This window comes from Polaromonas sp. (genome assembly GCF_010365105.1).
Classification (GTDB): Bacteria; Pseudomonadota; Gammaproteobacteria; order Burkholderiales; family Burkholderiaceae_C; genus Polaromonas.
The window spans coordinates 25,724-52,375 of the sequence record NZ_JAAFGZ010000010.1; the positions used below are offsets into that span (position 1 = coordinate 25,724).

At 61.8% G+C, this 26,652-nt stretch carries 23 protein-coding genes; 21 read left to right on the plus strand and 2 right to left on the minus strand.

Annotated features, from left to right (window positions below):
• The first annotated feature begins 64 nt into the window (after positions 1–64).
• The 19 genes from GZ092_RS08755 (at position 65) to GZ092_RS08845 (ending at position 23,672) form a co-directional block, all read left to right on the plus strand.
• A complete protein-coding gene (locus GZ092_RS08755) occupies positions 65–850 on the plus strand; it encodes a SprT family zinc-dependent metalloprotease (RefSeq protein ID WP_293636010.1) in 786 nt (261 codons plus the stop codon).
• Between the two features lie 112 nt (positions 851–962).
• Positions 963–1,403, plus strand: a complete 441-nt coding sequence (locus GZ092_RS08760) for a response regulator (protein ID WP_293636011.1) — start codon at positions 963–965, stop codon at positions 1,401–1,403.
• A 74-nt stretch (positions 1,404–1,477) separates the two neighbouring features.
• Entirely contained in the window at positions 1,478–5,740 is a 4,263-nt protein-coding gene (locus tag GZ092_RS08765) for a PAS domain S-box protein (protein ID WP_293636012.1), read from the plus strand.
• Between the two features lie 283 nt (positions 5,741–6,023).
• Positions 6,024–6,665 (plus strand): response regulator, encoded by a 642-nt coding sequence (locus GZ092_RS08770; protein WP_293636013.1) that lies wholly within the window; start codon positions 6,024–6,026, stop codon positions 6,663–6,665.
• Positions 6,666–6,719: 54 nt separating this feature from the next.
• Positions 6,720–8,279, plus strand: a complete 1,560-nt coding sequence (locus GZ092_RS08775) for an ATP-binding protein (RefSeq protein WP_293636014.1) — start codon at positions 6,720–6,722, stop codon at positions 8,277–8,279.
• Positions 8,280–8,531: 252 nt separating this feature from the next.
• Positions 8,532–8,927 (plus strand): MerR family DNA-binding transcriptional regulator, encoded by a 396-nt coding sequence (locus GZ092_RS08780; protein ID WP_293636015.1) that lies wholly within the window; start codon positions 8,532–8,534, stop codon positions 8,925–8,927.
• Between the two features lie 83 nt (positions 8,928–9,010).
• Positions 9,011–9,454 (plus strand): PaaI family thioesterase, encoded by a 444-nt coding sequence (locus tag GZ092_RS08785; RefSeq protein ID WP_293636016.1) that lies wholly within the window; start codon positions 9,011–9,013, stop codon positions 9,452–9,454.
• 42 nt (positions 9,455–9,496) lie between these two features.
• A complete protein-coding gene (locus GZ092_RS08790; protein ID WP_293636017.1) occupies positions 9,497–10,678 on the plus strand; it encodes an isovaleryl-CoA dehydrogenase in 1,182 nt (393 codons plus the stop codon).
• Between the two features lie 25 nt (positions 10,679–10,703).
• Entirely contained in the window at positions 10,704–11,360 is a 657-nt protein-coding gene (gene can, locus GZ092_RS08795) for a carbonate dehydratase (RefSeq protein WP_293636018.1), read from the plus strand.
• A 45-nt stretch (positions 11,361–11,405) separates the two neighbouring features.
• The gene (gene aceK / locus GZ092_RS08800; protein WP_293636019.1) at positions 11,406–13,277 is read left to right on the plus strand and encodes a bifunctional isocitrate dehydrogenase kinase/phosphatase; all 1,872 of its coding nucleotides are present in this window, start codon (positions 11,406–11,408) and stop codon (positions 13,275–13,277) included.
• A gap of 58 nt (positions 13,278–13,335) precedes the next feature.
• Entirely contained in the window at positions 13,336–14,517 is a 1,182-nt protein-coding gene (locus tag GZ092_RS08805; protein WP_293636020.1) for an acetyl-CoA C-acyltransferase, read from the plus strand.
• A 45-nt stretch (positions 14,518–14,562) separates the two neighbouring features.
• Positions 14,563–15,693 (plus strand): acyl-CoA dehydrogenase family protein, encoded by a 1,131-nt coding sequence (locus GZ092_RS08810; protein WP_293636021.1) that lies wholly within the window; start codon positions 14,563–14,565, stop codon positions 15,691–15,693.
• An 84-nt stretch (positions 15,694–15,777) separates the two neighbouring features.
• Positions 15,778–17,709 (plus strand): SLC13 family permease, encoded by a 1,932-nt coding sequence (locus GZ092_RS08815; protein WP_293636022.1) that lies wholly within the window; start codon positions 15,778–15,780, stop codon positions 17,707–17,709.
• A gap of 59 nt (positions 17,710–17,768) precedes the next feature.
• Positions 17,769–19,157: a Trk system potassium transporter TrkA gene (trkA, locus tag GZ092_RS08820; RefSeq protein WP_293636023.1), complete on the plus strand. Its 1,389-nt coding sequence runs from the start codon at positions 17,769–17,771 to the stop codon at positions 19,155–19,157.
• A gap of 11 nt (positions 19,158–19,168) precedes the next feature.
• Positions 19,169–20,629, plus strand: a complete 1,461-nt coding sequence (locus GZ092_RS08825; RefSeq protein WP_293636024.1) for a potassium transporter TrkG — start codon at positions 19,169–19,171, stop codon at positions 20,627–20,629.
• A 105-nt stretch (positions 20,630–20,734) separates the two neighbouring features.
• Positions 20,735–21,151: a rhodanese-like domain-containing protein gene (locus GZ092_RS08830; RefSeq protein ID WP_293636025.1), complete on the plus strand. Its 417-nt coding sequence runs from the start codon at positions 20,735–20,737 to the stop codon at positions 21,149–21,151.
• A gap of 196 nt (positions 21,152–21,347) precedes the next feature.
• Positions 21,348–22,508 carry an aminotransferase class V-fold PLP-dependent enzyme gene (locus GZ092_RS08835; RefSeq protein ID WP_293636026.1) on the plus strand — a complete coding sequence of 387 codons (1,161 nt, stop codon included), beginning with the start codon at positions 21,348–21,350 and terminating at the stop codon, positions 22,506–22,508.
• A gap of 34 nt (positions 22,509–22,542) precedes the next feature.
• Positions 22,543–22,950 (plus strand): YchJ family metal-binding protein, encoded by a 408-nt coding sequence (locus tag GZ092_RS08840; RefSeq protein ID WP_293636027.1) that lies wholly within the window; start codon positions 22,543–22,545, stop codon positions 22,948–22,950.
• A gap of 62 nt (positions 22,951–23,012) precedes the next feature.
• The gene (locus GZ092_RS08845; RefSeq protein ID WP_293636028.1) at positions 23,013–23,672 is read left to right on the plus strand and encodes an HAD family phosphatase; all 660 of its coding nucleotides are present in this window, start codon (positions 23,013–23,015) and stop codon (positions 23,670–23,672) included.
• Positions 23,673–23,870: 198 nt separating this feature from the next.
• On the opposite strand, the gene GZ092_RS08850 is transcribed toward GZ092_RS08845, so the two are convergent.
• Positions 23,871–24,314 (minus strand): ion channel, encoded by a 444-nt coding sequence (locus GZ092_RS08850; protein ID WP_293636029.1) that lies wholly within the window; start codon positions 24,312–24,314, stop codon positions 23,871–23,873.
• Positions 24,315–24,362: 48 nt separating this feature from the next.
• On the opposite strand from GZ092_RS08850, the gene GZ092_RS08855 reads away from it, so the two are divergent.
• Positions 24,363–24,695, plus strand: a complete 333-nt coding sequence (locus GZ092_RS08855) for a hypothetical protein (RefSeq protein WP_293636030.1) — start codon at positions 24,363–24,365, stop codon at positions 24,693–24,695.
• A gap of 142 nt (positions 24,696–24,837) precedes the next feature.
• Positions 24,838–25,524: a hypothetical protein gene (locus GZ092_RS08860; protein ID WP_293636031.1), complete on the plus strand. Its 687-nt coding sequence runs from the start codon at positions 24,838–24,840 to the stop codon at positions 25,522–25,524.
• A gap of 31 nt (positions 25,525–25,555) precedes the next feature.
• On the opposite strand, the gene GZ092_RS08865 is transcribed toward GZ092_RS08860, so the two are convergent.
• Positions 25,556–26,620 (minus strand): AraC family transcriptional regulator, encoded by a 1,065-nt coding sequence (locus GZ092_RS08865; RefSeq protein ID WP_293636032.1) that lies wholly within the window; start codon positions 26,618–26,620, stop codon positions 25,556–25,558.
• Between the last annotated feature and the right edge of the window lie 32 nt (positions 26,621–26,652).

Here is a 26,652-nt window from a genome sequence, read left to right on the forward strand (position 1 = left end):
CAAAAAATCGCCAAATTCGGCATCAAAAAGGCACTCTCCGCTTGTGGATGGGGCGCCTGAAGCTATGGAAGTAATAGCAACGCCGGTGGTCCCGGCGGCAGGCGGTTTTCGCCATCCGCGCGCCACGCGCGAAATCCTGCTGGACGGTCACTGGGTGGCTTATGAAGTCCGGCGCCGAAAACGCCAGACCATCGGGTTTTCCGTGGGCCGCGAAGGTCTGGCCGTCAGCGCGCCGAAATGGGTGCCGCTCCCCGAAATCGATCAGGCGGTGCGGGGCAAGTCAGGCTGGATTGTTAAAAAACTGCATGAAACGCGCGAGCGGCATCGCCAGCAGGTGTCGCAGCGGATCGACTGGCAGGACGGCGCCGTTTTTCCTTTCCTGGGTGAGCCGGTGCGTCTGGTGCTCGATGGGCGCCAGCCGCACAGCGCCCTGGACGGCGAGGCGGCTGGCAACGGGGCTGCTCGCGCCCTGCGCCTCAAGCTGCCCGCCGACGCCACGCCTGTCCAGATCCAGGCCAGCGTCCATGCCTGGCTGCTTCAACAGGCGATGCCGGTTTTTACTGCCAGGCTGGACTTTTTCGCACCGCAACTGGGGGTGCAGTGGCGCAAACTCAGCCTTTCCAGCGCCGGCACCCGCTGGGGCAGCGCCAGCAGCAGCGGTGCCATCCGGCTGAACTGGCGGCTGATGCACCTGAAGCAGGACTTGATCGACTATGTGGTGGTGCATGAACTCAGCCACCTGCGATTCATGGACCACAGCCCGCGTTTCTGGGCCACCGTGCAAGGCGTCATGCCCGGGCATGCTGCCCTGCGTCGGCAACTCCGGGACGAAGTGCTGCTGAACAGATGAAAACAAAAAATTAGACAGCGGTATTGTGTAAAAAGTTGAAAACAATGAAACTTTAATAAATCATCAAACAACCAAAACTGGCTAAAATTCATGATTAACTATGGAACCAAGCATGTCCGATAAGCTGATACTTGTTGTAGAAGACAACCCGGACCATCTGGAACTGACGGTACTCACCCTTGAGGAACTGGGCGTTGGCGCAGAGATTGCCGTGGCCTGCGATGGCGCTGCCGCGCTTGACTACCTTTTTGGTCAGGGAAAGCATGCCGGTCGGGATGTCCGCAGGCAACCGTCCTTCATTTTGCTGGACATGAAGCTGCCCAAGCTGTCGGGGCTGGACGTGCTGCGCAGCGTTCGCAGCAATCCGCTGACCACGCTGGTGCCGGTCATCATGCTGACGTCGTCAAGTGAACACTCGGACATGGTGGGCTGCTACCAGAGCGGGGCCAACAGTTTTGTGCGCAAGCCTGTTGATTTCGTCGACTTCACCGAAAAGCTGAACCGCCTGCAAGCCTATTGGCTGGGCGTGAATGAGTCACTGGCGGCTGTTTAATGCCACGGCTGGCTAGCCGGCCGGCTTTGTGTTGCTGCGCCGCTGGCTGTTTACCCGTTTAAAAGCTTGATGCGATGAAGCTTGACATCACGCTGCGCACTCGCCTGGTCATGCTCGTGCTGGTGGCCACCATTCCCCTGTTTGGCCTGGCCATCGTCGGCGCGGTGCTGACATCCGGCAAAGCTGTCAGCCAGGCCCGGCAAAATCTGGAATTTTCCGCATCGCTGGTTGCCGCCAACCAGGAGCGCGTTGCTGCCTCTGCGCATCAGCTACTGACCGCCATTGCCAGTATGCCGCTCGTGCAGGAAGACCGGGACGCAGATTGCCAGCAATATCTGCAGCTTGTGAATTCGCAGGCGCTGGGCTATGCCAATTTGGGTATTGTGGGAATTGACGGGCATATACGCTGCCTCGCCGTGGGGGAACGCCGGGGTGAATTCGCCGGGGACCGCCCGTATTTCCAGACCGCCATTGCGCGCAAGGGTTTTGTGGCGAGTGGTTTTCTGCATGGTCGCGGCACTGGAAACCCTGTTGTTTTCTTTGCGCAGCCCGTTGTCAATAAACAGGGAAACATCAGCGCTGTCGCCTTCGCTGCTGTCAACCTGACAGAACTCTCAAAGTCCCTTTCCGACGCACCCTTGCCAAACGGGACCCACTTTGTCGTGACGGACCGCCAGGGCATTGTGCTGGCCGCCAATCTCGAAAACCCCATGGCGATCGGGAAAGCGCTGCGTGATCCAGCACTTCTGGCGGCGGTAAAAGCGGGTGTAGCGGGGAGGCACGAAGGCGAGGATTTTGCGGGTGCACAACAGATCTATGCATTTCAGCCCAGCGGCAAGTCGGCTGAAGCGCCATTTTTTGTGGCGGTGAGCGTGGACAAGGACGAGGTGCTCGCGCCGGCCCGTCAGCGGCTGGTGCTGGTTTATCTGGCCCTGACGCTGGTTGCCGCTCTCGGGGGCTGGATTGCCTGGGTGCTGGGTGGCCGTGCCATTGTGAAACCCGTCGCTGAAATTCTGGCTGCCACGCGCCAGCTTCAGGCGGGGCGGCTTGATGTGCGCATTGCGCTGGAATCTGAAGATGCGCCGGGTGAATTTACGCAAATCTCGACGGGTTTCAACCGCATGGCCGAATCCATGCAGGCGAGTCAGCTGGCGCTTGAAGCCGAGCTGGCGCGCAGCAGGTCAATCCAGGAAAAATTGCAGGATGCGCAACGCCTGGCGCGCATTGGCTACTGGCAGTTTGACCTGCCGACCGGACAGCTTTGCCTGTCCAGCGAGATTTTTGATTTCTTCGGTATCGACGCTTCGTTGTTTGAGGGGAACCATGGCAGTTTGCTCACCCGGGTCCACCACGGCGACCGGCAGGCTTTCCAGGCTGCGTACGACACCGCCATTCAAACCGGAACCAACCTCGACATCGAATTCCGCGTGGTCCTTCCTGGCGGGCATGTCCGCTGGATTCATCAATTCGGCCTGACCAGTGACAGCCGCGAAGCCGGGGAATCCTTGCAGCGCACCGGGGTGATCCAGGACATCACCGTGCGCAAGAATGCCGAACTGGCCCTGTTTCGCAGCACCGAGCTATTGAACCGCACGGGCGCGCTGGCCAAGGTGGGGAGCTGGGAGTTGCTTGTCGACACCATGACGCTTTGCTGGTCGGAAGAAACCTACCGAATTCATGGCGTCGATCCTTCACGGGACGTGAGCTTTGAAGACGGCCTCAGTTTTTTTGAAACCGACGCCCAGCGTGCCGTCAATGCGGCCGTCCGGTCAGCCATCGACGACGCCGCACCATGGGACATCGAGCTTCCTCTGGTCACCGCTGCAGGAAAGCCGATCTGGGTGCGCATCCAGGGATACGCCCTACTCGAAAACGGCAAGGTCGTGCGGCTGATGGGGGCGATCCAGGACCTCACCGCGCAGCACCAGGCGAGCGCGCATGCGCGCCTGCTGCAAGCCTGTATATCCCACCAGAATGACGCGGTGATGATCACCGACGCCGAGTCGGTTGAAGCGCCGGGGCCGCGCATTGTGTTTGTCAATCACGCCTTCGAGCGTATGACAGGCTACAGCCGTGAAGAGGTATTGGGGAAGTCGCCGCGCTTGCTGCAAGGCAGCAACACCCAACGAAACGAACTTGACCGGATACGGGGAAAGCTCAAAAAGTGGCAGCCTGTCCGGTCCGAACTGATCAACTACACCAAAGGCGGAAGCGAGTTCTGGGTCGAGATGGACATTGTCCCAATCACCAACGAAAAAGGCTGGTTTACCCACTGGGTGGCCGTTGAGCGCGATATCACCGAGCGCAAACGCGCCGAGCAAGCCCTTGCCAGCAGCGAGCAGCGCTACGCCGCGCTGTTCAATACGGCGCCAGTTTCCATGTGGGTATATGACATTGCGACGATGCGTTTTCTCGCCGTGAACCAGGCGGCTTGCCAGGCTTATGGCTATTCGGAAACGGAATTCCTGTCGATGAGCATTTTTGACATTCGGCCCGCCGCCGAGCATGCGGGACTGCGCCAGTGGCTGAGTGATCCCCTGCGAAAAAATGCCGTCTGGCACGATGTGCGCAAGGACGGCTCGCTGTTCGCGGTCGAAACGGTGTCCCGGCCGGTTCACTATGCCGGCCGGAATGCGCGCTTTGTCATTGCGCTGGACAAAACCGTCCAGGAAAAAACCGAAAAGGAGGCGCAGGAATACCTGTTCACCCTTCAGCGCGCGGCAGACGCCGCCCAGGCCATCACCTGGCATCGCACGCTCGAAGGAACCATGCAGGAGATTGCCGACCAGGCGCGAGGCGTCATCGGCGCGCACCAGGCTGTCGTTTGCCTGAGCGCCGACAGCCTGCATCCGCAAACCATGCATGCGCTTTCGCTCTCGGAAAAGTATGAAACCTATCGAAGCTTGATGAAACCGACTGACGGCAGCGCCATCCATGAGGTCGTGTGCGAGAACAACCGATCCGTACGCATGAGCCAGGCCGAGCTTGAAGCTCACCCCGCACTTCGGAATTTTGGCAGCTACGGTCGGACGGCTCCTCCCATGCGCGGCTTGCTGGCCGTTCCGCTGATGGGTCGGGACGGAAAAAATTTCGGTGTCCTGCAGCTGTCCGACAAATACGAAGGCGAGTTCACCAAGCAGGATGAATACGTTGCATTGGAATTGAGCCACCTGGCTTCGGCCGGCCTGGAAAACTCGAAACTCCTCGAAGAAATCAGCCAGCTCAATGCGGGGCTGGAACAAAAGGTGGCGGAACGCACCGCTGCGCTGGTTCGACAGGAAGCTTTGTTCCGGGCGCTGGCCGAGCAGGCCCCGCAGATGGTCTGGACTGCCAGCCCGGACGGGCGCGCCACCTACTTCAACCGGGCATGGTTTGACCTGATGGGCGGCGCATTGACGGACTGGACCGGCTACCAATGGCTGGCGGCTGTTCATCCGGACGATGTCACTGCCATCAAGAGCACATGGGCCGTTTCCAGGGAAAACCACTCCCCCTACGCGGGACTCCGGCGGCTGAGGGCCACCGATGGCAGTTTCCACACCATGGCTTACCGGGCGTCCCCGGTGCTTGATGCGCACGGTGACGTTGCCTTTTGGGTGGGAATCGATGCAGACATCACGGAAATCAAGGCCATTGAGGCGGCATTGCGGCTGTCAAACCAGGAACTGGAAGCCTTTTCATATTCCGTGTCGCATGATCTTCGCTCGCCACTCAATACCATCGACGGCTTCAGCAGGCTGCTTGCCAAGCAACTAACGCCACAAATAGCGGGCGACGCCGGTGTCAAGGCGAGTCATTATCTGATGCGCATCCAGGCAGGCGTGGCACAAATGGGCCAGTTGATCGAGGATTTGCTGTCCCTGTCAAAGGTTTCTCGTGCTCCCTTGCATACCGTGCCGGTGGACCTGTCGCTGCTGGCGCGCAAGCTGCTGGAGGACTGGAAAACACGCCAGCCCGACCGGCAGGTGATGGTGACGGTTGAAGACGGACTGCTGGCCCATGGGGATGAAAGGCTGGTTCGGGTGGTGATGGAGAATCTGCTGGCCAACGCGTGGAAATTTACCGGGCAAAAGGCGCAGGCTGAAATCAAGGTCGGCCGGCAATCCGACCCTGCCGGTTTGGCGGTCTTTTTTATAAAAGACAACGGCGCAGGCTTTGACATGGCTTACGTCGACAAACTGTTTCATCCCTTCCAGCGGCTGCACAGCGATTCAGAGTTTTCTGGAACCGGTATCGGACTGGCCACCGTGAGCCGCGTGATCAAGCGGCACGGTGGGCGCATATGGGCAGAGTCAGTGCTGTCGCAGGGCACCACGTTTTTCTTCACGCTGTCCTAGTGTTGCGCCGTGCGCAAAGAGTCGGGGGATCGCGTCGCCATCGACGTGTATCCCTGGTCAAGGCTGAAGTCTTGGCAAGGGATGCAATGCCGCGATGCGCGCCGAGGGCCAGCGAGAACCGGCAGTTTTCGCATGACGCGACACGGGTCCAGGGCTCGCCGCGGCCCGTCAAGTGTTGTGTCTTTGTGTAGATAGACAGGAATTTTGAGTTGATCCAAATAAAACTTATTAATTTGATTAAGATTACATCTGTGACAAATTTAAACTATTTTGAAGTGCCTTGATGTCGCGTGAACCAAAAACCTTCGAAGCTGCCATTACCGCCAGCGATTTTTCAAGTGAAGATTACTGCGGGACCAGCTATGCAGCCAAAATGCTGGGCTTGTCTGTAGCAACGGTCCAGTCACTGGTCGAAAAAGGCGAAATCGATGCCTGGAAAACGCTCGGTGGTCACCGGCGCATTGCCTTGCAGTCGCTTAACGCCTACCTGACCAAGCACAGCCCGCAGCTTTCGCGTGCCGATCTTCACCCCAAGCACCGCTTGCGCGTGCTGGTGGTTGAGGACGACGAGTCAACACGTGACCTCTACCGATGCCATTTTGACGAGTGGGACTTGCCTGTCGACTGCACCTGGATGACATCGGCGCTGGACGCCCTGATGGACATTGCCAGCATGCGGCCGGACCTGCTGATTGCCGATCTGTCCATGCCGGGCGTCGACGGGATCGAGATGCTCAGGACCATCAAGCGCAACCAGCAATTGGCAGACATGCAGATTGTGGTGATCAGCGGGATGGCGGTGGATGCCATTGCCGCGCGCGGCGGTCTTCCGCCACAGGCGCGCCTGGTTCAGAAGCCGGTCAATTTCGACTGGCTGCAGGGCTATGTCACCGCACTGGTCATGGCCAATGCGAAGTGGCGCTGACCTGCTCGCCGATGCGTATTTCAGCTTCTCACCACCTATGCCGGTTTGCCTGCCATGACCCGATTTCTGGACAAGTTCCGGGTAAACCCGCCCGGCAACGTGCCCCTGAACAGCCCCCAAGATGTCAACGTCATCGCTCCGTCAGTACGGCATGAATGGGGCATCGAGGACCTGACGCTGGACGGCATTGTCCTGCTTGACCACCAGCTCGTCGTTGTTGACGCCAATCCACGGGCGCTCGGGTTTCTGCACACCTCCCTGTCCGTCATCAGCGGTTACAGCCTGTGGGATGTTGTGTCCCAGGAAACCGCCAGCCAGCATGAAGAGGCGGCCAAACAGGCACTCGTGGATTCGGATCAATACGTGTTCGTTGTCCATGAAAGCTTTGAAAACAGCTGGGTTGAATACACCCTGCGGCGCTGCGCTGCCGGTTACATCGCCAACCTGCGCGAAGCGGGGCCGGCGCAAAAGTACCAGCGCCTGCTGGAAGACAGCAAACGCTACAACCAGCTGATCTTTGAAGCCAATCCGAATGTGATGTGGGTGTTCGACCGGACTTCGCTTCAAATCTTTGCGGTCAACCAGGCCGCCATCCGGTTTTACGGCATTGCACGCAAGACCTTCATGACGCTCGGAATGGATGCGCTTTTTCCTGAAGGAGAGGGCGCTGAACTGCTGCATTCGCTGCATACCGGCAAGGAAGGCCAGTCCGAGATGCGGCTGTGCCGGCAGAAAAAAATGGACGGCAAGGCAGTCCTGGTTGAACTCGCCTGGAGCCAGGTCAAGTGGAATGGCCACGAGGCGGTGCTGGTCAGCCTGGCCGATATCAGCGACCGGCACATGGCCGACACGGTTCTCAAGAAGTCCAATGCCGAGCTGCAGCAGACCCTGCTGGCGCAGCAGGCTGAACTGAAAAATGCCCGGCACGACCTGCTGACCTTCACCCAGGCGGTATCCACCGACCTGCAGGATTCGCTGCATGTGGCCCAGGGTTTTGCGGCCAGGCTGGCTGAAAAGTATTCACCGGTACTGGACGATCAGGGTCTGCACTACGTCAGGCGCATCCAGGCCAGCATCAGCCAGCTCGCCAGGCTGGTGGATGACCTGCGAACGCTGGCCCAGCTGCCGCTTCGTTCCGGAACGTTGGAAATGGTTGACCTGGTGCCCGTCTGTCGTTCCCTGTTCGCCGATCTGCGCAAGATCGATCCGGACCGGGATGTGACGATCGAGATGGACAGCAGCCTGATGCTTGTCGGGAACCGGGGTCTTTTGACCACTGCCTTGTTCTGTCTTCTCGACAACGCCTGGAAATTCACCGCCAAAAAGAGCGAAGCCTGGATCAAGGTCGGGCTGCTGCCTGGCAAGCTGCCAGGCGAAATGATCCTGCTGGTGGCTGACAACGGTGCAGGGTTCGATCCGGTCTACAGCGGCAATCTGTTCACGGCGTTTCAGCGCCTCCACTCTTCTGCCGACTTCACCGGAAATGGCCTTGGGCTGGCCATCGTCAAACGCGTGGCGCAGCTGCATGGCGGCACGGTATGGGCTGAAAGCCCTGAACAGATGGGCGCGAGCTTTTCCATGTCGCTGCCGCAGGCGCAACCCGTCGTTTCCTGAGTCCGGTTTTTTCGCCATCGGCGGTGCATCTCGACCCGGGACCGTTTACAGGGCGCGCATCCTGAAAATCGGATCTTGGACGGGGCAGTCGGCAGGCCGTTGAACGGCTTGCGTTGTGCCCGCAGACCGTCTTGCTCCATCCACGTTATATTTGACGTTTACGTCAACGTAAGAAGCTGCGGATCACGGCCGCAGCACGTTATCGGATTTTGCTTTTGTGCTGTCGCCTCAGTCGGGCTTTTAATTCCTCTCATGGCCACTACCTACACCATCAGCGATCTCGCCAAAGAGTTTGACCTGACCACCCGCGCCATGCGCTTTTACGAAGACATGGGCCTGCTTCAGCCTGAGCGCGAAGGGCCGGGTGGACGCAACCGCGTGTATTCGGCGCGCGACCGCACGCGGCTCAAGCTCACACTGCGCGCCAAGCGCCTGGGGCTGTCGCTGACGGAAGCGAAAGAAATCATCGACTCCTATGACAGCCCGCGCGACACGGCGCCACAATTGAGAAAATTCCTGGACATCCTGACCGACCACCGCCAAAAGCTCCAAGCCCAGATGGTCGATCTGCAGGCCAACCTGGACGAGCTCCGCGTCCATGAAAAAGAAACCAGAATGCTGCTTTCAAAGGCTGAAAAGTCAAAATAAGTGATAATTGACGTTTACGTAAACGTCAACCAAAAACCCCCGGTTCGAAGAACATCTTCGATCAACCTCTACAGGGAATTTTCATGGATGCATCCACGGCGCCATCAGCGCTGTTCCAGCGAATCGAAGCGAGTTTCCTGCGCCAGGGCTTGATGCGGCACCTGGGTGCACGGCTGGTGCGGGTCGAGCCCGGCCTGTGCGAGGTGGCGCTGCCGTATTCGGAGCGTGTCAACCAGCAGCAGGGCGGCTTTCATGGCGGCGCCATGGGCGCGCTGGCCGACATCGCCGGCGGCTATGCGGCACTGACCCAGCTGGCGGACGAGATGGAAGTCACCACCGTCGAATACAAGATCAATTTTCTGGCCGGTTTTGGCGACGGCGAGTTGCGTGCCGTGGGACGTGTCCTGCGGGCCGGCAAGCGCATCATCGTGACCACCGCTGACGTGATGCACATGGACGACAGCGGCAAGGCCAGCGCCTGCGCGCTGATGCAGCAAACCCTTGCGCCCGTGCCCAAAAAATATTAGTTTCCGCGCGCCCTTCAACCTCCTTAGCGAAAGATTTCAACCATGAACAACATGCCAGGACTCAATTTCCAGCTCGGCGAAGACATCGACGCCCTGCGCGATGCGGTGCGCGACTTTGCGCAGGCTGAAATCGCGCCGCGTGCCGCCGAGCTGGACCGCACCGACCAGTTTCCCATGGACCTGTGGGAAAAGATGGGCGCGCTCGGCGTGCTGGGCATCACCGTCGGCGAGGAATACGGCGGTGCCGGCATGGGCTACCTGGCGCACATGATTGCCATGGAAGAAATCAGCCGCGCCAGCGCCTCGGTCGGCCTGAGCTATGGCGCGCACAGCAACCTGTGCGTCAACCAGGTCAAGCGCAACGGCACCGAAGCGCAGCGCCAGAAATACCTGCCCAAGCTGATCAGCGGCGAACATGTCGGCGCGCTGGCCATGAGCGAGCCGGGCGCGGGCAGCGACGTGATCTCGATGAAGCTCAAGGCCGAAGACAAGGGCGGCTATTACGTCCTGAACGGCAGCAAGATGTGGATCACCAACGGTCCCGACGCCGACACACTGGTGGTCTATGCCAAGACCGAGCCCGAACTGGGCGCGCGCGGCGTCACCGCCTTCCTGATCGAAAAAGGCATGCCGGGCTTTTCCGTCGCCCAAAAGCTCGACAAGCTGGGCATGCGCGGCAGCCACACCGGTGAGCTGGTCTTCAACAATGTCGAAGTGCCGGCGCAAAACATTCTGGGCAACCTCAACGGCGGCGCCAAGGTGCTCATGAGCGGCCTCGACTACGAACGCGCCGTGCTGACCGGCGGGCCGCTCGGCATCATGCAGTCGGTGATGGACAGCGTGCTGCCCTACATCCACGACCGCAAGCAGTTCGGCCAGAGCATTGGCGAGTTCCAGCTGATCCAGGGCAAGGTGGCCGACATGTACACCGTGCTGCAAGCCGGTCGCTCGTTCGCCTACACCGTGGCCAAGAACCTGGACATGCTGGGCAGCGACCATGTACGCCAGGTGCGCAAGGACTGCGCCTCGGTGATTTTGTGGTGCGCCGAAAAAGCCACCTGGATGGCCGGCGAAGGCATCCAGATCTACGGCGGCAACGGCTACATCAACGACTACCCGCTGGGCCGCCTGTGGCGCGATGCCAAGCTGTATGAAATTGGCGCCGGCACCAGTGAAATCCGCCGTATGCTGATCGGCCGCGAGCTGTTTGCCGAAACCATGTGACCGCACCCGGCAACTACACCCCCTTATGACCAGCTCCCTTCAAGACCTCTTCACCGACAACCGCGTATGGGCTGCGCGAATGGAGCGTGAGCGGCCCGGATTTTTTACCAGCCTCAAAAGCCAGCAAAACCCCAGGTACATGTGGATAGGCTGCTCCGACAGCCGGGTGCCCGCCAACCAGATCACCGGACTTGACCCGGGCGAGGTGTTCGTCCACCGCAACGTGGCCAACGTGGTAGTGCCGACCGACCTCAATTGCCTGTCCACCATCCAGTTTGCAGTGGACCAGCTCAAGGTCGAGCACCTGATGGTCGTCGGCCACTACGGCTGCGGCGGTGTGAAGGCGGCCCTGCACAACCTGCGCCTGGGCTTGGTGGACAACTGGCTTCACCACGTCAAGGATGTGCGTGACCGCCATGCCGCGATGCTTGAGGCGGCAGTGCCCGAAGCGCGGGTTGACATGCTGTGCGAGCTCAATGTGATCGAGCAGGTCATGAACGTGGCGCAAACCACCGTGATGCAGGACGCCTGGGCGCGCGGGCAGCGCGTGACCCTGCACGGCTGGGTGTATGGCCTGAAGGACGGGCTGCTGCAGGACCTGCACATCACGCTGGACAGCCTTGACGGCATGGCGTCCCTGTACCGTGCCGCCATTGCCGGTGTGTCGGAAACCCGGCGTTGACACTGCCTGAATCCGCAATCTCTGCAACATCAACACCGCCCCGCCATGTTTCCCCAGCGCCTTGATTCCACCGTCGCCTACGCCATCGCCAAGGCGATGATTGACGGTTTCAACCGGCACTACCAGCTGTTTCGCACCGAATCCAGCCGCGCCAAGCACCGCTTTGAAACCGCCGACTGGCACGGCCAGCAGCGCGCCCAGCGCGAACGCATCGAGTTCTACGACCTGCGGGTGCGCGAAGCGTCGATCCGGCTGGAGCGCGAGTTCAAGGCTGGCGAGCAGCCCATGGATGTCTGGCATCAGGTCAAGCTGCATTACATCGGGCTGCTGGTCAACCACCACCAGCCCGAGCTGGCCGAAACCTTTTTCAATTCCGTCACCACCAAGATCCTGCACCGCAGCTATTTTCAGAACGATTTCATCTTTGTCCGGCCCGCCGTCAGCACCGAGTACATCGAGAACGACGAGTCGACCGCGCAGCCGACCTACCGCGCCTACTACCCGACACGCGCCAGCATGCACGGGACGCTGGTCGCGCTGGTGAACGACTTTGGCCTGTCCTGCGAATTTGAAGACCTTGCGCGTGATGCTGGATACGTGGCTGACGCCATGACCGGGCGTTTGGGCGACGTCAAGCTGCGGGCAAATTTCCAGATCCAGGTGCTCTCGGGCCTGTTTTTTCGCAACAAAGGCGCCTACGTCGTCGGCAAGCTCATCAACGGCTTTAGCGAGATTGCGTTTGCCCTGCCTATTCTGCATCACCAGCCGGCACCCGGGCAGGCGCTGTTGACCGAGACCCGGGGCATCTCCGGCCAGTCGGACGCCGGCCGGCTGGTGATTGACGCGGCGCTGTTTGGCGAGGACGACCTGCTGATTTTGTTCAGCTTTGCGCGCGCCTACTTCATGGTTGACATGGGCATTCCTTCGGCCTACGTGCAGTTTTTGCGCAGCATGATGCCGCGCATGCCGCGTGCCGAAATCTACAACGCGCTGGGGCTGGCCAAGCAGGGCAAGACGCTGTTCTACCGCGACTTTCTGCACCACCTGCGGCACAGCACGGACAAGTTCCGCATTGCCCCCGGCATCAAGGGCATGGTCATGCTGGTGTTTGACCTGCCGTCGTTTCCATATGTGTTCAAGGTCATCAAGGACTACTACCCGCCGCAAAAAGACACCACGCGCGAGCAGATCAAGGGCAAATATTTGCTGGTCAAGCAGCACGACCGGGTGGGCCGCATGGCCGACACGCAGGAATACACATTGGTGGCGTTTCCGCGCGACCGCTTCAGCGACGAGTTGATTGCCGAGATCGAGAAATTCGCGCCCAGCCAGCTGGAAATCAGCGATCGCGACGGTGACGGCCAGATGGAAGTCATCATCAAGCATGTGTATATCGAGCGGCGCATGATCCCGCTGAACATCTACCTGCAGGAAGCGTTCGACATGGGTGTGAACGAGCCCGCTGCCAAGGCGCAGATCGGGCGCGCCGTGGTCGAATACGGCAACGCCATCAAGGACCTGGTGGCGGCCAACATCTTTCCGGGCGACATGCTCTGGAAAAATTTCGGCATCACCCGCCACGGCAAGGTCGTTTTTTATGACTACGACGAGATCGAATACATCACCGACTGCAAGTTTCGCAAGGTGCCGATTGCACGCAACGAAGAAGAAGAAATGAGCGGCGAGGTCTGGTATTCGGTCGGACCCAAGGACGTGTTTCCCGAGACCTTCGAGCCCTTCCTGCTCGGCAACGACGCGGTGCGCGACGTCTTCATGAAGCACCACGCCGACTTGCTGGACGCCGCCTTCTGGCAACGCCACCAGGCGCGCATCCAGGCCGGCCATGTCTACGACGTGTTTCCGTATGACCAGAACAAACGCTTTGCCGTCATGCATGCCCTGGCGCAGGCCGGTTGAAGCCGCGCAGCCCAGTTTCTTTATTTCCTCTATTTCCAACCCCTTCAAGGAGAACCACATGTCTGAATCCATCGTCATCCTCGGCGCCGCCCGCACCCCCATGGGCGCTTTTCAGGGCGAATTTGCCAGCCTGTCCGCCAACGACCTGGGCGGCGCTGCCATCAAGGCCGCCGTCGAGCGCTCGGGTGTTGCGCCCGAAAGCATCGACGAAGTGCTGTTCGGCAACTGCCTGATGGCCGGCCAGGGTCAGGCGCCTGCGCGTCAGGCCGGTTTCAAGGGCGGCCTGCCGGCAGCTACAGGCGCCGTGACGCTGTCCAAGATGTGCGGCTCCGGCATGGAAGCCACGCTGCTGGCGCACGACCAGTTGCTGGCGGGCAGCCGCGACGTGGTGGTCGCCGGCGGCATGGAAAGCATGAGCAACGCGCCGTACTTGCTGCCAAAGGCACGCGGCGGCATGCGCATCGGGCACGACCGCGTCATGGACCACATGATGCTCGACGGCCTGGAAGATGCTTACGAGCCCGGCCGCTCCATGGGCACCTTTGGAGAAGACTGCGCCGCCAAATACGGCTTCACCCGCGAGCAGCAGGACGCCTTTGCCACCGCCAGCGTGCAGCGCGCCAAGGCGGCCACCGAGTCCGGTGCGTTCAAGGCTGAAATCACGCCCGTCACCGTCAAGACCCGTGCCGGCGAGACCGTCATTTCCATCGACGAAGGCCCGGGCAAGATCAAGCTCGACAAGATTCCTTCGCTCAAGCCCGCCTTCAAGAAAGACGGCACCATCACTGCCGCTTCCAGCTCGTCGATCAGCGACGGTGCTGCGGCGCTGGTACTGGCCCGCGAATCGACGGCGAAGGAACTCGGCGCCACGCCGATTGCCCGCATCGTCGGCCATGCCACGTTTGCGCAGGCGCCCGAGTGGTTCTCGACCGCTCCGGTCGGCGCGGTGAACAAATTGCTGAAGAAGATCGGCTGGAGCGTAAAAGACGTGGACCTGTGGGAAATCAACGAAGCCTTTGCCGTGGTGCCGATGGCCGCGATGGCTGACCTGAACATCAGCCACGACGTTGTCAACGTCAACGGCGGCGCCTGCGCACTTGGCCACCCGATTGGCTGCAGCGGCGCGCGCATCCTCGTCACGCTGATTTATGCGCTGAAGGCACGCGGCCTCAAAAAGGGTGTCGCCACGCTGTGCATCGGTGGCGGCGAAGCCACGGCGCTGGCGATTGAGGTGCTCTGAATTTAATAGCTGTTAACGCACGCGCAATATGCGCAGGAGACTGATTTGATAATCAATAACGACCAAGAACAAGTGCGCGACGCCGTGCGCGCCTTTGCCCAAGCCGAACTCTGGCCCCATGCCGCGCGCTGGGACAAGGAACATTATTTCCCCAAGGAAGCGCACAAAGGGCTGGCCGCGCTGGGCGCATACGGCATCTGCGTGCCCGAGGAATACGGCGGCGCCAACCTCGACTACGTGACGCTGGCGCTGGTGCTGGAAGAAATCGCGGCGGGCGACGGCGGCACCAGCACGGCGATTTCCGTGACCAACTGCCCGGTCAACGCCATCTTGATGCGCTACGGCAATCCAGCGCAAAAGCAGCAGTGGCTGATGCCGCTGGCGCAGGGCGAGATGCTCGGCGCTTTTTGCCTGACGGAGCCACACACCGGCAGCGATGCTTCATCGTTGCGCACCACGGCTGTCAAGCAAGGCGATGCCTATGTGCTGAACGGCGTCAAGCAGTTCATCACCAGCGGCCAGAACGGCCAGGTCGCCATCGTCATTGCCGTGACCGACAAGGGCGCGGGCAAAAAGGGCATGAGCGCCTTCATCGTACCGACCGACGCGCCGGGTTATTCGGCCTCGCGGCTCGAAGACAAGCTCGGCCAGCATTCAAGCGACACGGCGCAGGTCAACTTCGACAATTGCCGCATCCCGGTTGAAAACCTGATCGGTGCCGAAGGCGAAGGCTACAAGATCGCCCTGGGCGGCCTCGAAGGCGGGCGCATCGGCATTGCTGCGCAGAGCGTCGGCATGGCGCGCAGTGCGTTCGACGTCGCGCTGGCGTATGCCAAGGACCGCCAGAGTTTCGGCACCGCCATTTTCAACCACCAGGCGGTCGGATTCCGTCTGGCCGAATGCGCGACAAAACTTGAAGCCGCCCGCCAGCTGATCTGGCACGCTGCCAGCCTGCGCGACGCCGGCCGGCCGTGCCTGAAGGAAGCCGCGATGGCCAAACTGTTCGCCAGCGAAATGGCCGAGGAAGTCTGCAGCGTCGCCATCCAGACGCTGGGCGGCTACGGCTATGTCACCGACTTCCCGGTCGAGCGCATCTACCGCGATGTGCGGGTTTGCCAGATTTACGAGGGCACCAGCGACGTGCAGAAGATCATCATCCAGCGCGCGCTGGCTTGAGGCCCTTGCCATAGCTGACGCCCACGCCGTGGCGCCGGTCCAGTAGGGGCCGGGCGTTTTCATCCTGCAGCCGACCAAGCGCCCATGACCCACGACCAGATACTCATTCTTGCCATTCTGGCCTGCACGGTGGGCATGTTTCTGTGGGGGCGATGGCGGCACGACATGGTCGCCATGGGCTCGTTGCTGGCGTGCGTGCTGGCCGGCGTGCTGCCGGCAGGCGATGCGCTCGCCGGCTTTGGCCACCCTGCCGTGATCACGGTGGCCTGCGTGCTGGTCATGAGCCGTGGCTTGCTGACGTCGGGCGCGGTCGATGTGCTGACCCGCCATGTGCTGCCGAAAAAAGCCGGCCCCACGCTCAGCCTGCTCGCGCTGATGGGACTCGGTGCCGTGCTGTCGGGTTTCATGAACAATGTCGGCGCCATGGCACTGCTGATGCCGGTGGCGATCCAGCTGGCCCAGCGGCTGGAATTGACGCCAGGCCAGGTGCTGATGCCGCTGGCCTTTGGCACCATCCTGGGCGGCATGACGACACTCATCGGCACACCGCCTAATCTCATCGTTTCCGGTTTTCGTGCCCAGACGGGCGCTGGCGGCTTTGCCATGTTCGACTTCACGCCCATCGGCCTGGCCGTGGCGCTGGCCGGGGTGGCGTTTGTGGCGCTGGCCGGCTGGCGGCTGGTGCCGGCGCGCAAGCAGTCCGGCCTGGATGGTTTTGAAACCGGCTCCTACCTGACCGAGGCCCGGGTACTGCCGGACAGCATGTCGGTGGGCAAAAGCCTGCTGGAGCTGGAAAAGGTGCTGGACGAAGCCGGCGCACAGGTCGTCGGACTGGTGCGCAACGAGATTCGCATGACCGCGCCCGGCCTGAGGCGCCGGGTCCATGCCGGGGACATCCTGGTGATCGAGGCCGAGGCCGATGCACTGTCCGGACTGCTGTCCAGCCTGGGGCTCAAGCTTGAGGAATCCGTACGCCCGCCGGTGCAAGACGACGACGAAAACCCGGATTCCGCTGATCTGGAAAAAGCCGGAGCCAACAAACTCCCACCGGACCAGCGCAGCGCCAAGACCGGCCAGGGCCTTGGCGCCGTCGTGGCGCAGGTTGAAGACGAAGACAAGGCAGACGATGAGCCCGACGGCGGCAAGGCCGAGACGGCGGGCGAGATCGTGTTGATGGAACTGGCGGTGCTGCCCGGGTCAATGCTGGCGGGCCGCTCGGCCAGCGATGTGCTCCTGCGCACGCGCTACGGCATCAACATGCTGGCGCTGTCGCGCCAGGGCCATAGCCTGAGGGTCCGGCTGCGCCTGTTGCCGATCAAGCCTGGCGACCTGCTGCTGATGCAGGGCCCGCCCGACGCCATCACCGGGTTTGCCGCCGACAACGGCTGCGTGCCGCTGGCCGAGCGTGAACTGCGTATCCCGAACCAGCGCAAGGCCTGGCTGTCCGTCGGCATCATGACCTTTTCGGTCGGCATGGCGGCGTTTGGCCTGTTGCCGGCAGCCATCTCGTTTGCCATGGGCGTGCTGGCCTCCATGGCGCTGCGCACCGTGCCGCCGCGCGGCGTGTACGAGGCCATCGACTGGCCGGTGGTGGTGCTGCTGGCCGCGCTGATTCCCGTGGCTGGCGCGATGCAGACCACCGGCACGGCAGACCTGATTGCGCGCGTGCTGCTGGAAAACGTCGCGCAGGGCCACGCCATCGTCGGCCTGGCGCTGATCCTGGTGGTGACCATGTTTTTGTCCGACCTGATGAACAACGCCGCCACCGCAGCTGTGATGTGCCCGATTGCCCTGGGTACGGCTTCTGCGCTCGGGGTGAACCCGGATTCCTTCCTGATGGCCGTGGCCATCGGTGCGTCGTGCGCCTTCCTGACGCCGATCGGCCATCAGAACAACACCCTGATCCTCGGCCCCGGGGGCTTTCGATTTGGCGACTATTGGCGCTTGGGGCTGCCACTGGAAATCCTTGTGGCGGCGGTCAGCATTCCACTGCTGCTGCTGGTCTGGCCACTGTGACACCCTGACGCCTTGCCTGCCCGCGGGGCCGGCAAGGCGTTAACGTATTATTTTGTTCCATGAACATCATTATTCTTGGCGCGGGACGCGTCGGTGAAACCGTGGCTGAAAGCCTGGCGCTGGAGCAAAACGACATCACCGTGATTGACACCGATGCGGCGCGGCTGCGCCAACTGGGCGATCGCTTTGACTTGCGCGGCGTGGTGGGCAACGGCATCCAGCCGTCGGTGCTGCGCGAGGCCGGCGCGCAAGACGCCGACATGGTGATTGGTTGCGCTGCCGACGACGAGACCAATCTGGTGGTGTGCAAGGTGGCGCACCAGATCTTCAACGTGCCCAACACGGTGGCGCGGCTGCGCTCGCCCGACTTTGTCGAGGGCAGCGAACTGTTGGGCAAGGGCGGTTTTGCCGTCGATCACGTGATTTGCCCCGAGGAGTCCGTCACGCGCTACATCCACCAGCTGATCCGCCATCCCGAGGCTCTGCAGGTGGTGACGTTTTCGCAGCAGCGGGCGTGCCTGACAGTGGTGCGTGCGTCCAGCGGTGACGCGGTCGGCCGCACCATTGCCCAACTGCGCGAGCTGTTCCCGGACATCGAAATGCGCATCGTGGCGCTGTACCGGTTAGATACCGAGATAGAAGCCACGCCCGACACCCGCATCATGACCGGCGACGAGGTGTTTGTGCTGGCCGATGTGCGCCAGATCCGGCAGGTGCTGCATGCCATCCACCACCGCGACAAGCCGGTGCAGCGCGTGATGATTGCCGGCGGCGGCCGGGTCGGCCTGCGCCTGGCGCGCAGCCTGCTGGACCAGTGCGAGGTGAAAATCATCGAGCGCGACGCCGCGCGCTGCGACTACCTGGCCAGCCAGCTGCCGTCTTCCACGCTGATTCTGCACGGCGACGGCGCCGACGAGGACCTGTTGCGTGGCGAGAACGTGGGCATGATGGACATGTTCCTTGCGCTCACCAGCGACGACGAGGACAACATCATGTCGGCCATGCTTGCCAAGCGGCTGGGTGCCGGGCGCGTGCTCTCGCTCATCAACCGCCGCGCCTATGCCGACATGATGCAGGGCAGCACCATCGACATCGCCATTTCACCGGCGCATACCGTGATTGGCGAGTTGCTGACCCACCTTCGACGCGGCGATGTGGCCGCGGTGCACAGCCTGCGGCGCGGCACGGCCGAGGCGCTCGAAGGCGTGGCTCGTGGCGACGCCAAGACCTCAAAGCTGGTCGGCCGGCGCATCGAGGAAATCAGGTTGCCCAAGGGCGCAGCCATTGGCGCCATCGTGCGCGGGCAGGGCAGCGAATGTGAGGTGCTGATGCCGCACCACGACACGGTGATCCAGACCGATGACCACATCATCATCTTCATTCCGAACAAGCGCGATGTGCGCCAGGTCGAAAAGCTGTTCCAGGTCAGCGCGACCTTCTTCGGCTGATCGCGCCCGGCATGTACAGCCTGCTCCCTGTCCTGGGCGTTTTTGCCCGCATTCTGCTGGCTTTTTCGCCGGCCTTTTTTGTTCCTTTAGGTTGGGCGATTGCCCTTGACGCGCAGGAGCAGGCGCTGCTGTGGACGGCCTGCTTCGCCCTGACGCTGGCCAGCGGGCTGGTGCTGATGCTGGCCACGCGCCATCAACGCCGCGAGCTGCAGCCGCGCGACGGCTTCTTGCTGGTCAACCTGGTGTGGCTGGTGCTGCCGGCCTATGCGGCGCTGCCGCTGATGTACACCGTGCCCGACATCACCTGGGTCAAGGCTTATTTCGAGGCCATGAGCGCCATCACCGCCACCGGTGCCACCGCGCTCAGCGGCCTGGATGCGTTGCCCGCCTCGGTCAATGTGTGGCGCTGCTTTTTGCAGTACCTGGGCGGCCTGGGCATCATGCTGCTGGTGGTGGCGGTGCTGCCGATGATGGGGCTGGGCGGCTTTCAGGTCTACAAGGCCGAAACGCCGGGACCTATGAAGGACGCCAAGTTCACGCCGCGCATTTCCGAAACCGCGCGCGGCCTGTGGAGCGTGTACTTTGTGTTTTCCGTGGCCTGCATGCTGGCCTACCGCTGGGCCGGCATGAGCTGGGTCGATGCCTTCATGCACATGTGCTCGACCATGGGGCTGGGCGGCTTTTCTTCCTACGACGCCAGCCTGGGGCATTTCAACTCGCCCCGGATTGAGCTGGTGGCGACGCTGTTCATGGCGCTGGCCGGCATCAACTTTTTGCGCTATTTCATCGTGCTGCGCAACCGCTCCATCCGCCCGCTGCTGCACGACCGCGAGTTCCGCACCTACGTGATGGTGCTGCTGGTTTCGATTGCCTTGATCACCGGGGTGCTGCGGGTGCACGGTGTCTATCCCGATGTGGCGCAGGCCTTGCGCGCCAGCGCCTTTCACGTGGTGTCGGTGGCCACCACCACGGGCTACGCCTCCGCTGACTACGCACTGTGGCCGGTGTTTGCGCCGGTGCTGCTGCTGTTCCTGGGCTGCTTTGTGTCATGCGCCGGCTCCACCGGCGGCGGCATCAAGTTGATTCGCATGATCCTGCTCATCAAGCAGGCGCGCCGCGAACTGGTGCGCATCGTGCATCCGCGGGTGGTCAATCCGGTCACGCTGGGCGGCGTGGTGCTGCCCATGTCGGTCATGACCGCCACCTTCGGCTTCATGCTGATCTACGGCGCGGTGATTGTTGGGCTGACGATGGTGCTGCTGCTCACCGGGCTGGACATGGTCACGGCGTTTTCGGCCGTGATTGCCACCGTCAACAACATTGGCCCCGGCCTGGGCCTGGTCGGGCCGGCGAGCAATTTCGGCGTGCTCAACGACTTCCAGCTGTGGGTGCTGAGCTTTGCCATGCTCATGGGCCGGCTCGAACTGCTGTCGTTTCTGGTGCTGTTCACCGGCCAGTTCTGGCGCAAATAGGCTTGGCTGCCTTTGCTTTTTTAAAAAAGGCAAAGGCGGGGCAGGGCGACAATCGCGATTTGTCTGCAGTGTCGATAATGATTTTTTCAAAATAAGGAGTCAAGCATGCCCATTACCAAAGGTTTCCAGGTTCTCGTCGATGAGGCCATGGAAGAGGTCAAGACCTATTCGGTCGAGTCGGTGCAAGCCCGGCTGTCAGACCCGAACGTGCAGATCGTCGATATCCGCGACCCGCGCGAACTGGAGCGTGACGGCACCGTGGTCGGCGCCTTGCTGGCACCGCGCGGCATGCTGGAGTTCTGGGTTGACCCGGCGTCGCCGTATTTCAAGCCGGTGTTTGCCGACGAAAGCCGGGAGTTCATCTTGTTTTGCGGTGCCGGCTGGCGCAGCGCACTGGCCACCAAGACACTGCAGGACATGGGCATGCGCAACGTTGCCCACATCGACGGCGGTTATGCCGAGTGGAAAAAGCAGGGCGCCCCAACCGAAACGCTGGAAGCGCGCAAGGCCAAAAAGGGCTGAACACCCTGAACAAACGATGGCCGGCGCGCAGCCCCTGGGTGCGCTTGCCAAGTCGCTATTTTTAAAGAAGAATAGGCACTTTGCGCAATACCCATATGTGCAAGCAGCTATCAATAAGTGAGCTATCAAGCTGAAATCGTGCGGCATTCCAAGCTGCCGCGACCCTTCAATTTTTTAACGATTGCGAGACAACACCATGCCCGGACTATTGCCCAACATCGACCCTGAAGGCCTGCTCGAATTTTCGGTCGTCTACACCGACCGCGCGCTCAACCACATGTCGAGCAGCTTTCAGGGTGTCATGAACGACATTTCCCGCATCCTCAAGGATGTGTACAAAGCCCATTCCGTGGCGCTGGTGCCCGGCAGCGGCACCTACGGCATGGAAGCCGTTGCCCGCCAGTTCGCCACCGGCAAGCCCGTGCTGGTGCTGCGCAACGGCTGGTTCAGCTACCGCTGGACGCAAATCTTTGACATGGGCAACATTCCCGCCGCGTCCACCGTGCTCAAGGCCCGGCAAACCGGCCCCGGTGCGCAAGCCCCGTGGGCGCCCGCCGCCATCGCCGACGTGCAGGCAGCCATCGCCCACCACAAGCCCGCTGTCGTCTTTGCCCCGCATGTCGAAACCGCTTCCGGCATGATCCTGCCCGACGACTACCTGCGCGCCGTGTCCGACGCCGTGCATGCCGTGGGCGGCCTGTTCGTGCTTGACTGCATCGCCTCGGGCGCCATGTGGGTCGACATGCAGGCGACCGGCGTCGATGTGTTGATTTCCGCACCGCAAAAAGGCTGGAGCAGCTCGCCGTGCTGCGCCATGGTCATGCTCAGCGAACGCGCCCGCACGGCCATCGACGGCACTGTCAGCACCAGCTTTGCCTGCGACCTGAAAAAGTGGCTGCAGATCATGGAAACCTATGAAAAAGGCGGCCACGCCTACCATGCCACGCTGCCCACCGACGCCCTCACGCGACTGCGCGCCGCCATGCAGGAAACGCAGGCCTATGGCTTCGCCAAGGTGAAATCCGAGCAGCAAATGCTTGGTCAAAAGGTACGCGCCCTGTTTGAAAGCCGTGGCCTGCCCAGCGTCGCCGCCGACGGTTTCAAGGCCCCCGGCGTGGTGGTCAGCTACACCACCGACCCCGGCATCCAGTCCGGCAAGAAATTCCTCGACCAGGGTTTGCAGACCGCCGCCGGCGTGCCGCTGCAGTGCGACGAGGGCGCGGATTTCATGAGCTTTCGCGTGGGGTTGTTCGGGCTGGAGAAGTGGCACCAAGTGGATCGTACTGTGGGGCAGCTGGCGGCGGCGCTGGACCGGATTGGGGTGGTGGCGCCGGTGGCCGAGACGGTGGCGGGCTGATGGTTTCGAGGAACTGACGGGCTTGGCTGTCGCGATGAATGAACCGTGCCCCTGCGGCCGCGCCAGTCAGCCTGCCGCGTCCAAGCGCGCCGAGCCCCTGCCTTTTTCCGCCTGCTGCGGCCCATACCTGACGCAAAACGTGCCCGCGCCTGACGCCGAAAGCCTGATGCGCTCGCGTTACAGCGCCTTCGTTCTGGAGAGGGCTGACTACCTGCTGGCGACTTGGCACGTGTCCACGCGCCCGGCGACGCTGGACTTTGCGCCCGGCGCCAAATGGCTGGGGCTGGAAGTGCGTTCGCACACGCTGCAGGACGCCGATCACGCCGAAGTCGAATTCGTCGCCCGCTGCCGCGAAGCGGGCCGTGCCACGCGCCTTCACGAGCGCAGCCGCTTCGTGCGCGAGTCGGGGCGCTGGTTTTACGTCGATGGCGACCAGTTTTAGTACCAAATAAGGCACTTGCGCACGGCTGGTGTGCGCAAGCAGCTATTAATAAGTGAGTAACAATGAAATTTGAAGCCATTCTTTTCGACTGCGATGGCGTGCTGGTGGACAGCGAACCCATCACCAACGGCGTGCTGCGCGAACTGCTGGAAGAAAGCGGCTGGACGCTTTCGCCCGAGGAATGCATGCGCGTTTTTGTCGGCAAGGCGGTGCGCGATGAACGCGTGCTGATCGAAACCAACACCGGCCGGCCACTGACCGAAGACTGGATGGCCGAGTTCTATGCGCGGCGCAACACCGAGTTAAAGGCACGGCTGACGGCTATCGCGGGCGCGCATGATGCCGTGGAGGCCGCGCACGCACATGCCGCCCAGCGCATTGCCTGCGCGTCCGGCGCCGACCGCTTCAAGGTCGAGATGCAGCTGGCGCAGGTCGGGCTGATGCCCTGGTTTGACGGCCGCATCTTCAGCGGCCAGGAAATGCCGCGCTCCAAACCGGCGCCCGATGTGTACCTGGCAGCGGCGGCGCACCTGGGTGCGACAGGCGCGCGCTCCCTGGTGATCGAGGACACGACGACCGGCGTGACGGCGGGTATTGCCGCCGGGGCGACGGTCTGGGCCTATTGCCCGCTTCCCGCGCAAGGCCCGGCCCTGAAGCAGGCGGGCGCCAGCCATCTTTTTACCCATATGGCCGATTTGCCTGGCTTGCTGGCGGGCGTTTGACGGGTCACTGAAGTCACTTCGAAAGCGCAAGTTGTCCACTGTGCCTGTTTGGCAGGCATCCTGTTGAAGTTCCCGTCAAACAAGGGTCTCAAGGGTTTTCCCTGGAGTGCTGCACAAAGTTGTCCACAGAAGATGTGGACGGAATGCAGGCATGTTCTCGGTGGCCGCAGCGTGATGAACGGGGGCTCGCCGTGGCGGTCAGGACTCGCCATCTGGAATGCCCACACCCCAGAACCGCTCCATCGCAAGGTAGGCGTACGAGGCCGACCAGCCTATCAGCAGCAATCCGTTCAGCGCTTCTGTACCCGCTAGCAGCCGGATCGGGCCATTTGGTATCAGGTCACCGAAGCCGAGCGAGGAAAAGGTTTCTGCTGAAAAATACAGGCAGTTTTCCAGTGAGGAGCTGCCAATGCCGCTGAGGCTGCCCGTGCCGGTGAAATGGATCAGGCCAAAAAGCACGAAACCATACAGCGCGATTTCCAGCGCGTGGGCTGTGAATGCCGCAAAAATAACGATCAGCAGCTTGCTGCGGCTTGGGATGCTGAGCGTGGGCAGCCGGGTGTTCAGGCTGCTCAGGATTTCAAAATGAATGAGCGTTGTCAGTGCAATCACCATGACGCAGGCAAAAATGACGATGAGCATGCGGCTTACCCGGCAGTATTAATCGGTGGAGTCTAGCGACTGTCCGCCGTGCCTGAATTTCGCAGGCGACTGGCCGGTCCAGCCCTTGAAAACCCGCATGTAGCTTGTCCTGTTCTGAAGGCTGGCGGCTTTGGCCATCTGCTTGCGGGGCGGCGTGTGCACCGCAGCTGTTCCACCGCGCGCCGCATCTCGTTCTTCAGTGCCTGCAAGGACGCGACTTCTTCCTTCAACTGCCGGGACAGGGTGCGCGACGAGCGCGCCTTCATGGAGGCGCGTACCAGCCGGCCGCTCACCGAAGACTGGGTGGCTGGGTGGCTGGGTTTTATACGCGACGCTTATCGAGTTGCCGGCCCTGGCAGAGGAAGTCACTGCATTGCCTGAGGCTGAAAAAAGTGCTGATATTTTTGCTGTTAACGTCAAATGTGACAAGTTTCATTGAATTTCAAATTTTTTCTGGTTTTTGCTTTGAAATTGCCTCCAAATCGGTGCTTCTTAAACAAGAACAACACCCATGAAACGTGCCATGAAATCTTCTGTCATTGGTCTGTCTTTTTTCACCCTGGCCTTTGGAAGTCATGCGCAACTGCCGCCTGAAGCCAATGCCCCTTCTGGCAAGCCCGACGTGTCCAGATCGGAGCGCGTCGCCAGTCCGAATCGGACCAGCTCGCGGACGTGGGCCACTTCGGGCAAGGCCGGCAAGGCCAGGCAGCAGGGCGACAGAGGCGACAGAGGCGAAAAAGCCGACTCCGCCGCGATCAAATGGGTCGATTCAACCGGCCGGACGATGGGACGGGCCATCGGAAACTATGCCATCCTGGCAACGTTCGACAACCAGCTGGCGACGATCACCGGGCTTTATCCGGACCAGACCTGCGATGCCAACCGCGTGTGCACTTACCCGAGCAACGGCGCCCGGTGGTCGGAGTTCGAATCGGTTTACTACACCACGCCAGATTGCACCGGCCTGCCTTATTCGCTGTCCGGCGCCGTGGGCACGCCTTACCTGGGTGTTCCGGTGGTGGACAGTGGCGGGGCATATCTGTATTTTTTCAAGGCAGTCGATACGACCCGCGTGACCCTTCATTCAAGCTATTCGAACAATGTGTGCTTTCAGATCGGGATTCGCGGGGCGTTTCCGACCGACGCCACGCCGGTTTCCGATGTGCTCCCGGCATCCACCTACGGAACGCCGCCTTTCTTTTTGAAATAGCGGACAGGGCGGCACGGGATGCTGCTGCTGCTCATGGATTTTCAGTCCCCAGGCCTTGTTGGTTTTGCCGAAATTGCGCAGGCGACTGGCCGGTCCAGCCTTTGAAAGCCCGCATGAAGCTTTTCTCGTTCTGAAAGCCGGCGGCTTCGGCCACCTGCTTGATGGGGCGGCGGGTGCGCAGCAGCAGTTCCAGCGCCCGCGCGCGCCGCACCTCGTCCTTCAGGCTCTGCAATGACGCGCCTTCTTCCTTCAGTTGCCGGTGCAGGGTGCGCGGCGAGACGTGCAGCATCGTTGCCAGCGCTTCGGCGCCATGGGTTTGCGCCGGATGCGCGGCCAGCGCCTGACGCACGCGCTGCACCAGCAGCCGGTCTCGCCGGTAGGGCAGCACCGTCAGCGGCAGGGCGCGCTGCAGCATCTGCTGCAAGGCGCGTTCGTCGCGCCGCAGCGGCAGTGCCAGATAACGCGCGTCAAAGCGGATCGCTGCCGGTGCGCTGTCGAACAGCGTCGGGCCGGAAAACAGCACGGCGTACACCTCGCGGTGCAGCGGTGCGGCAAACGGGAGTTGTGCGCCCAGCAGCGGAATGCGCGAGTCGATCAGCCAGCAGGCGACGCCCAGGATGTTGCGCAGCACCGAAACCAGGCAGAACTCGCGCAGGGCGCCCAGGCCGTGCTGTTCGGTGATGGACACGCTGGCCGTGTCGCCTGCCACGCCAAGCGTCAGGATGATGTCGTCGGCAATCAGTGCGTGGTGCCGGCACCAGCGCTTGAGCGCCACGCCCAGCGTCGGCGCACTGAGCGAAGCCCGCGCCAGCATGCCGTAGCTGCCCCAGGGCAGGCGCCGGCTGAACCAGCCCAGCGCTTCGTCATCCAGTTCCTGCATCGCCACGTCCGAGATGCGTTCCATCTGCCAGGCGGTGATGCGCGATGACGCGTCAAGCAAGGCCGCCGGCGCAATTTGTGCCTGCGCCAGCGCGCCAGCCGGATTCATTCCGCGCCGCTGATAGGCCAGCAAGATCGCCTGGACGAAGGCAATCGGTGTGACGGCGGACGCGCCCTGAGGGGGCATGACGGCAGTGGGAGGCAGGGATGTTGGCATGGGCACAAGTGTCGGAGACCGTGGCACGATTT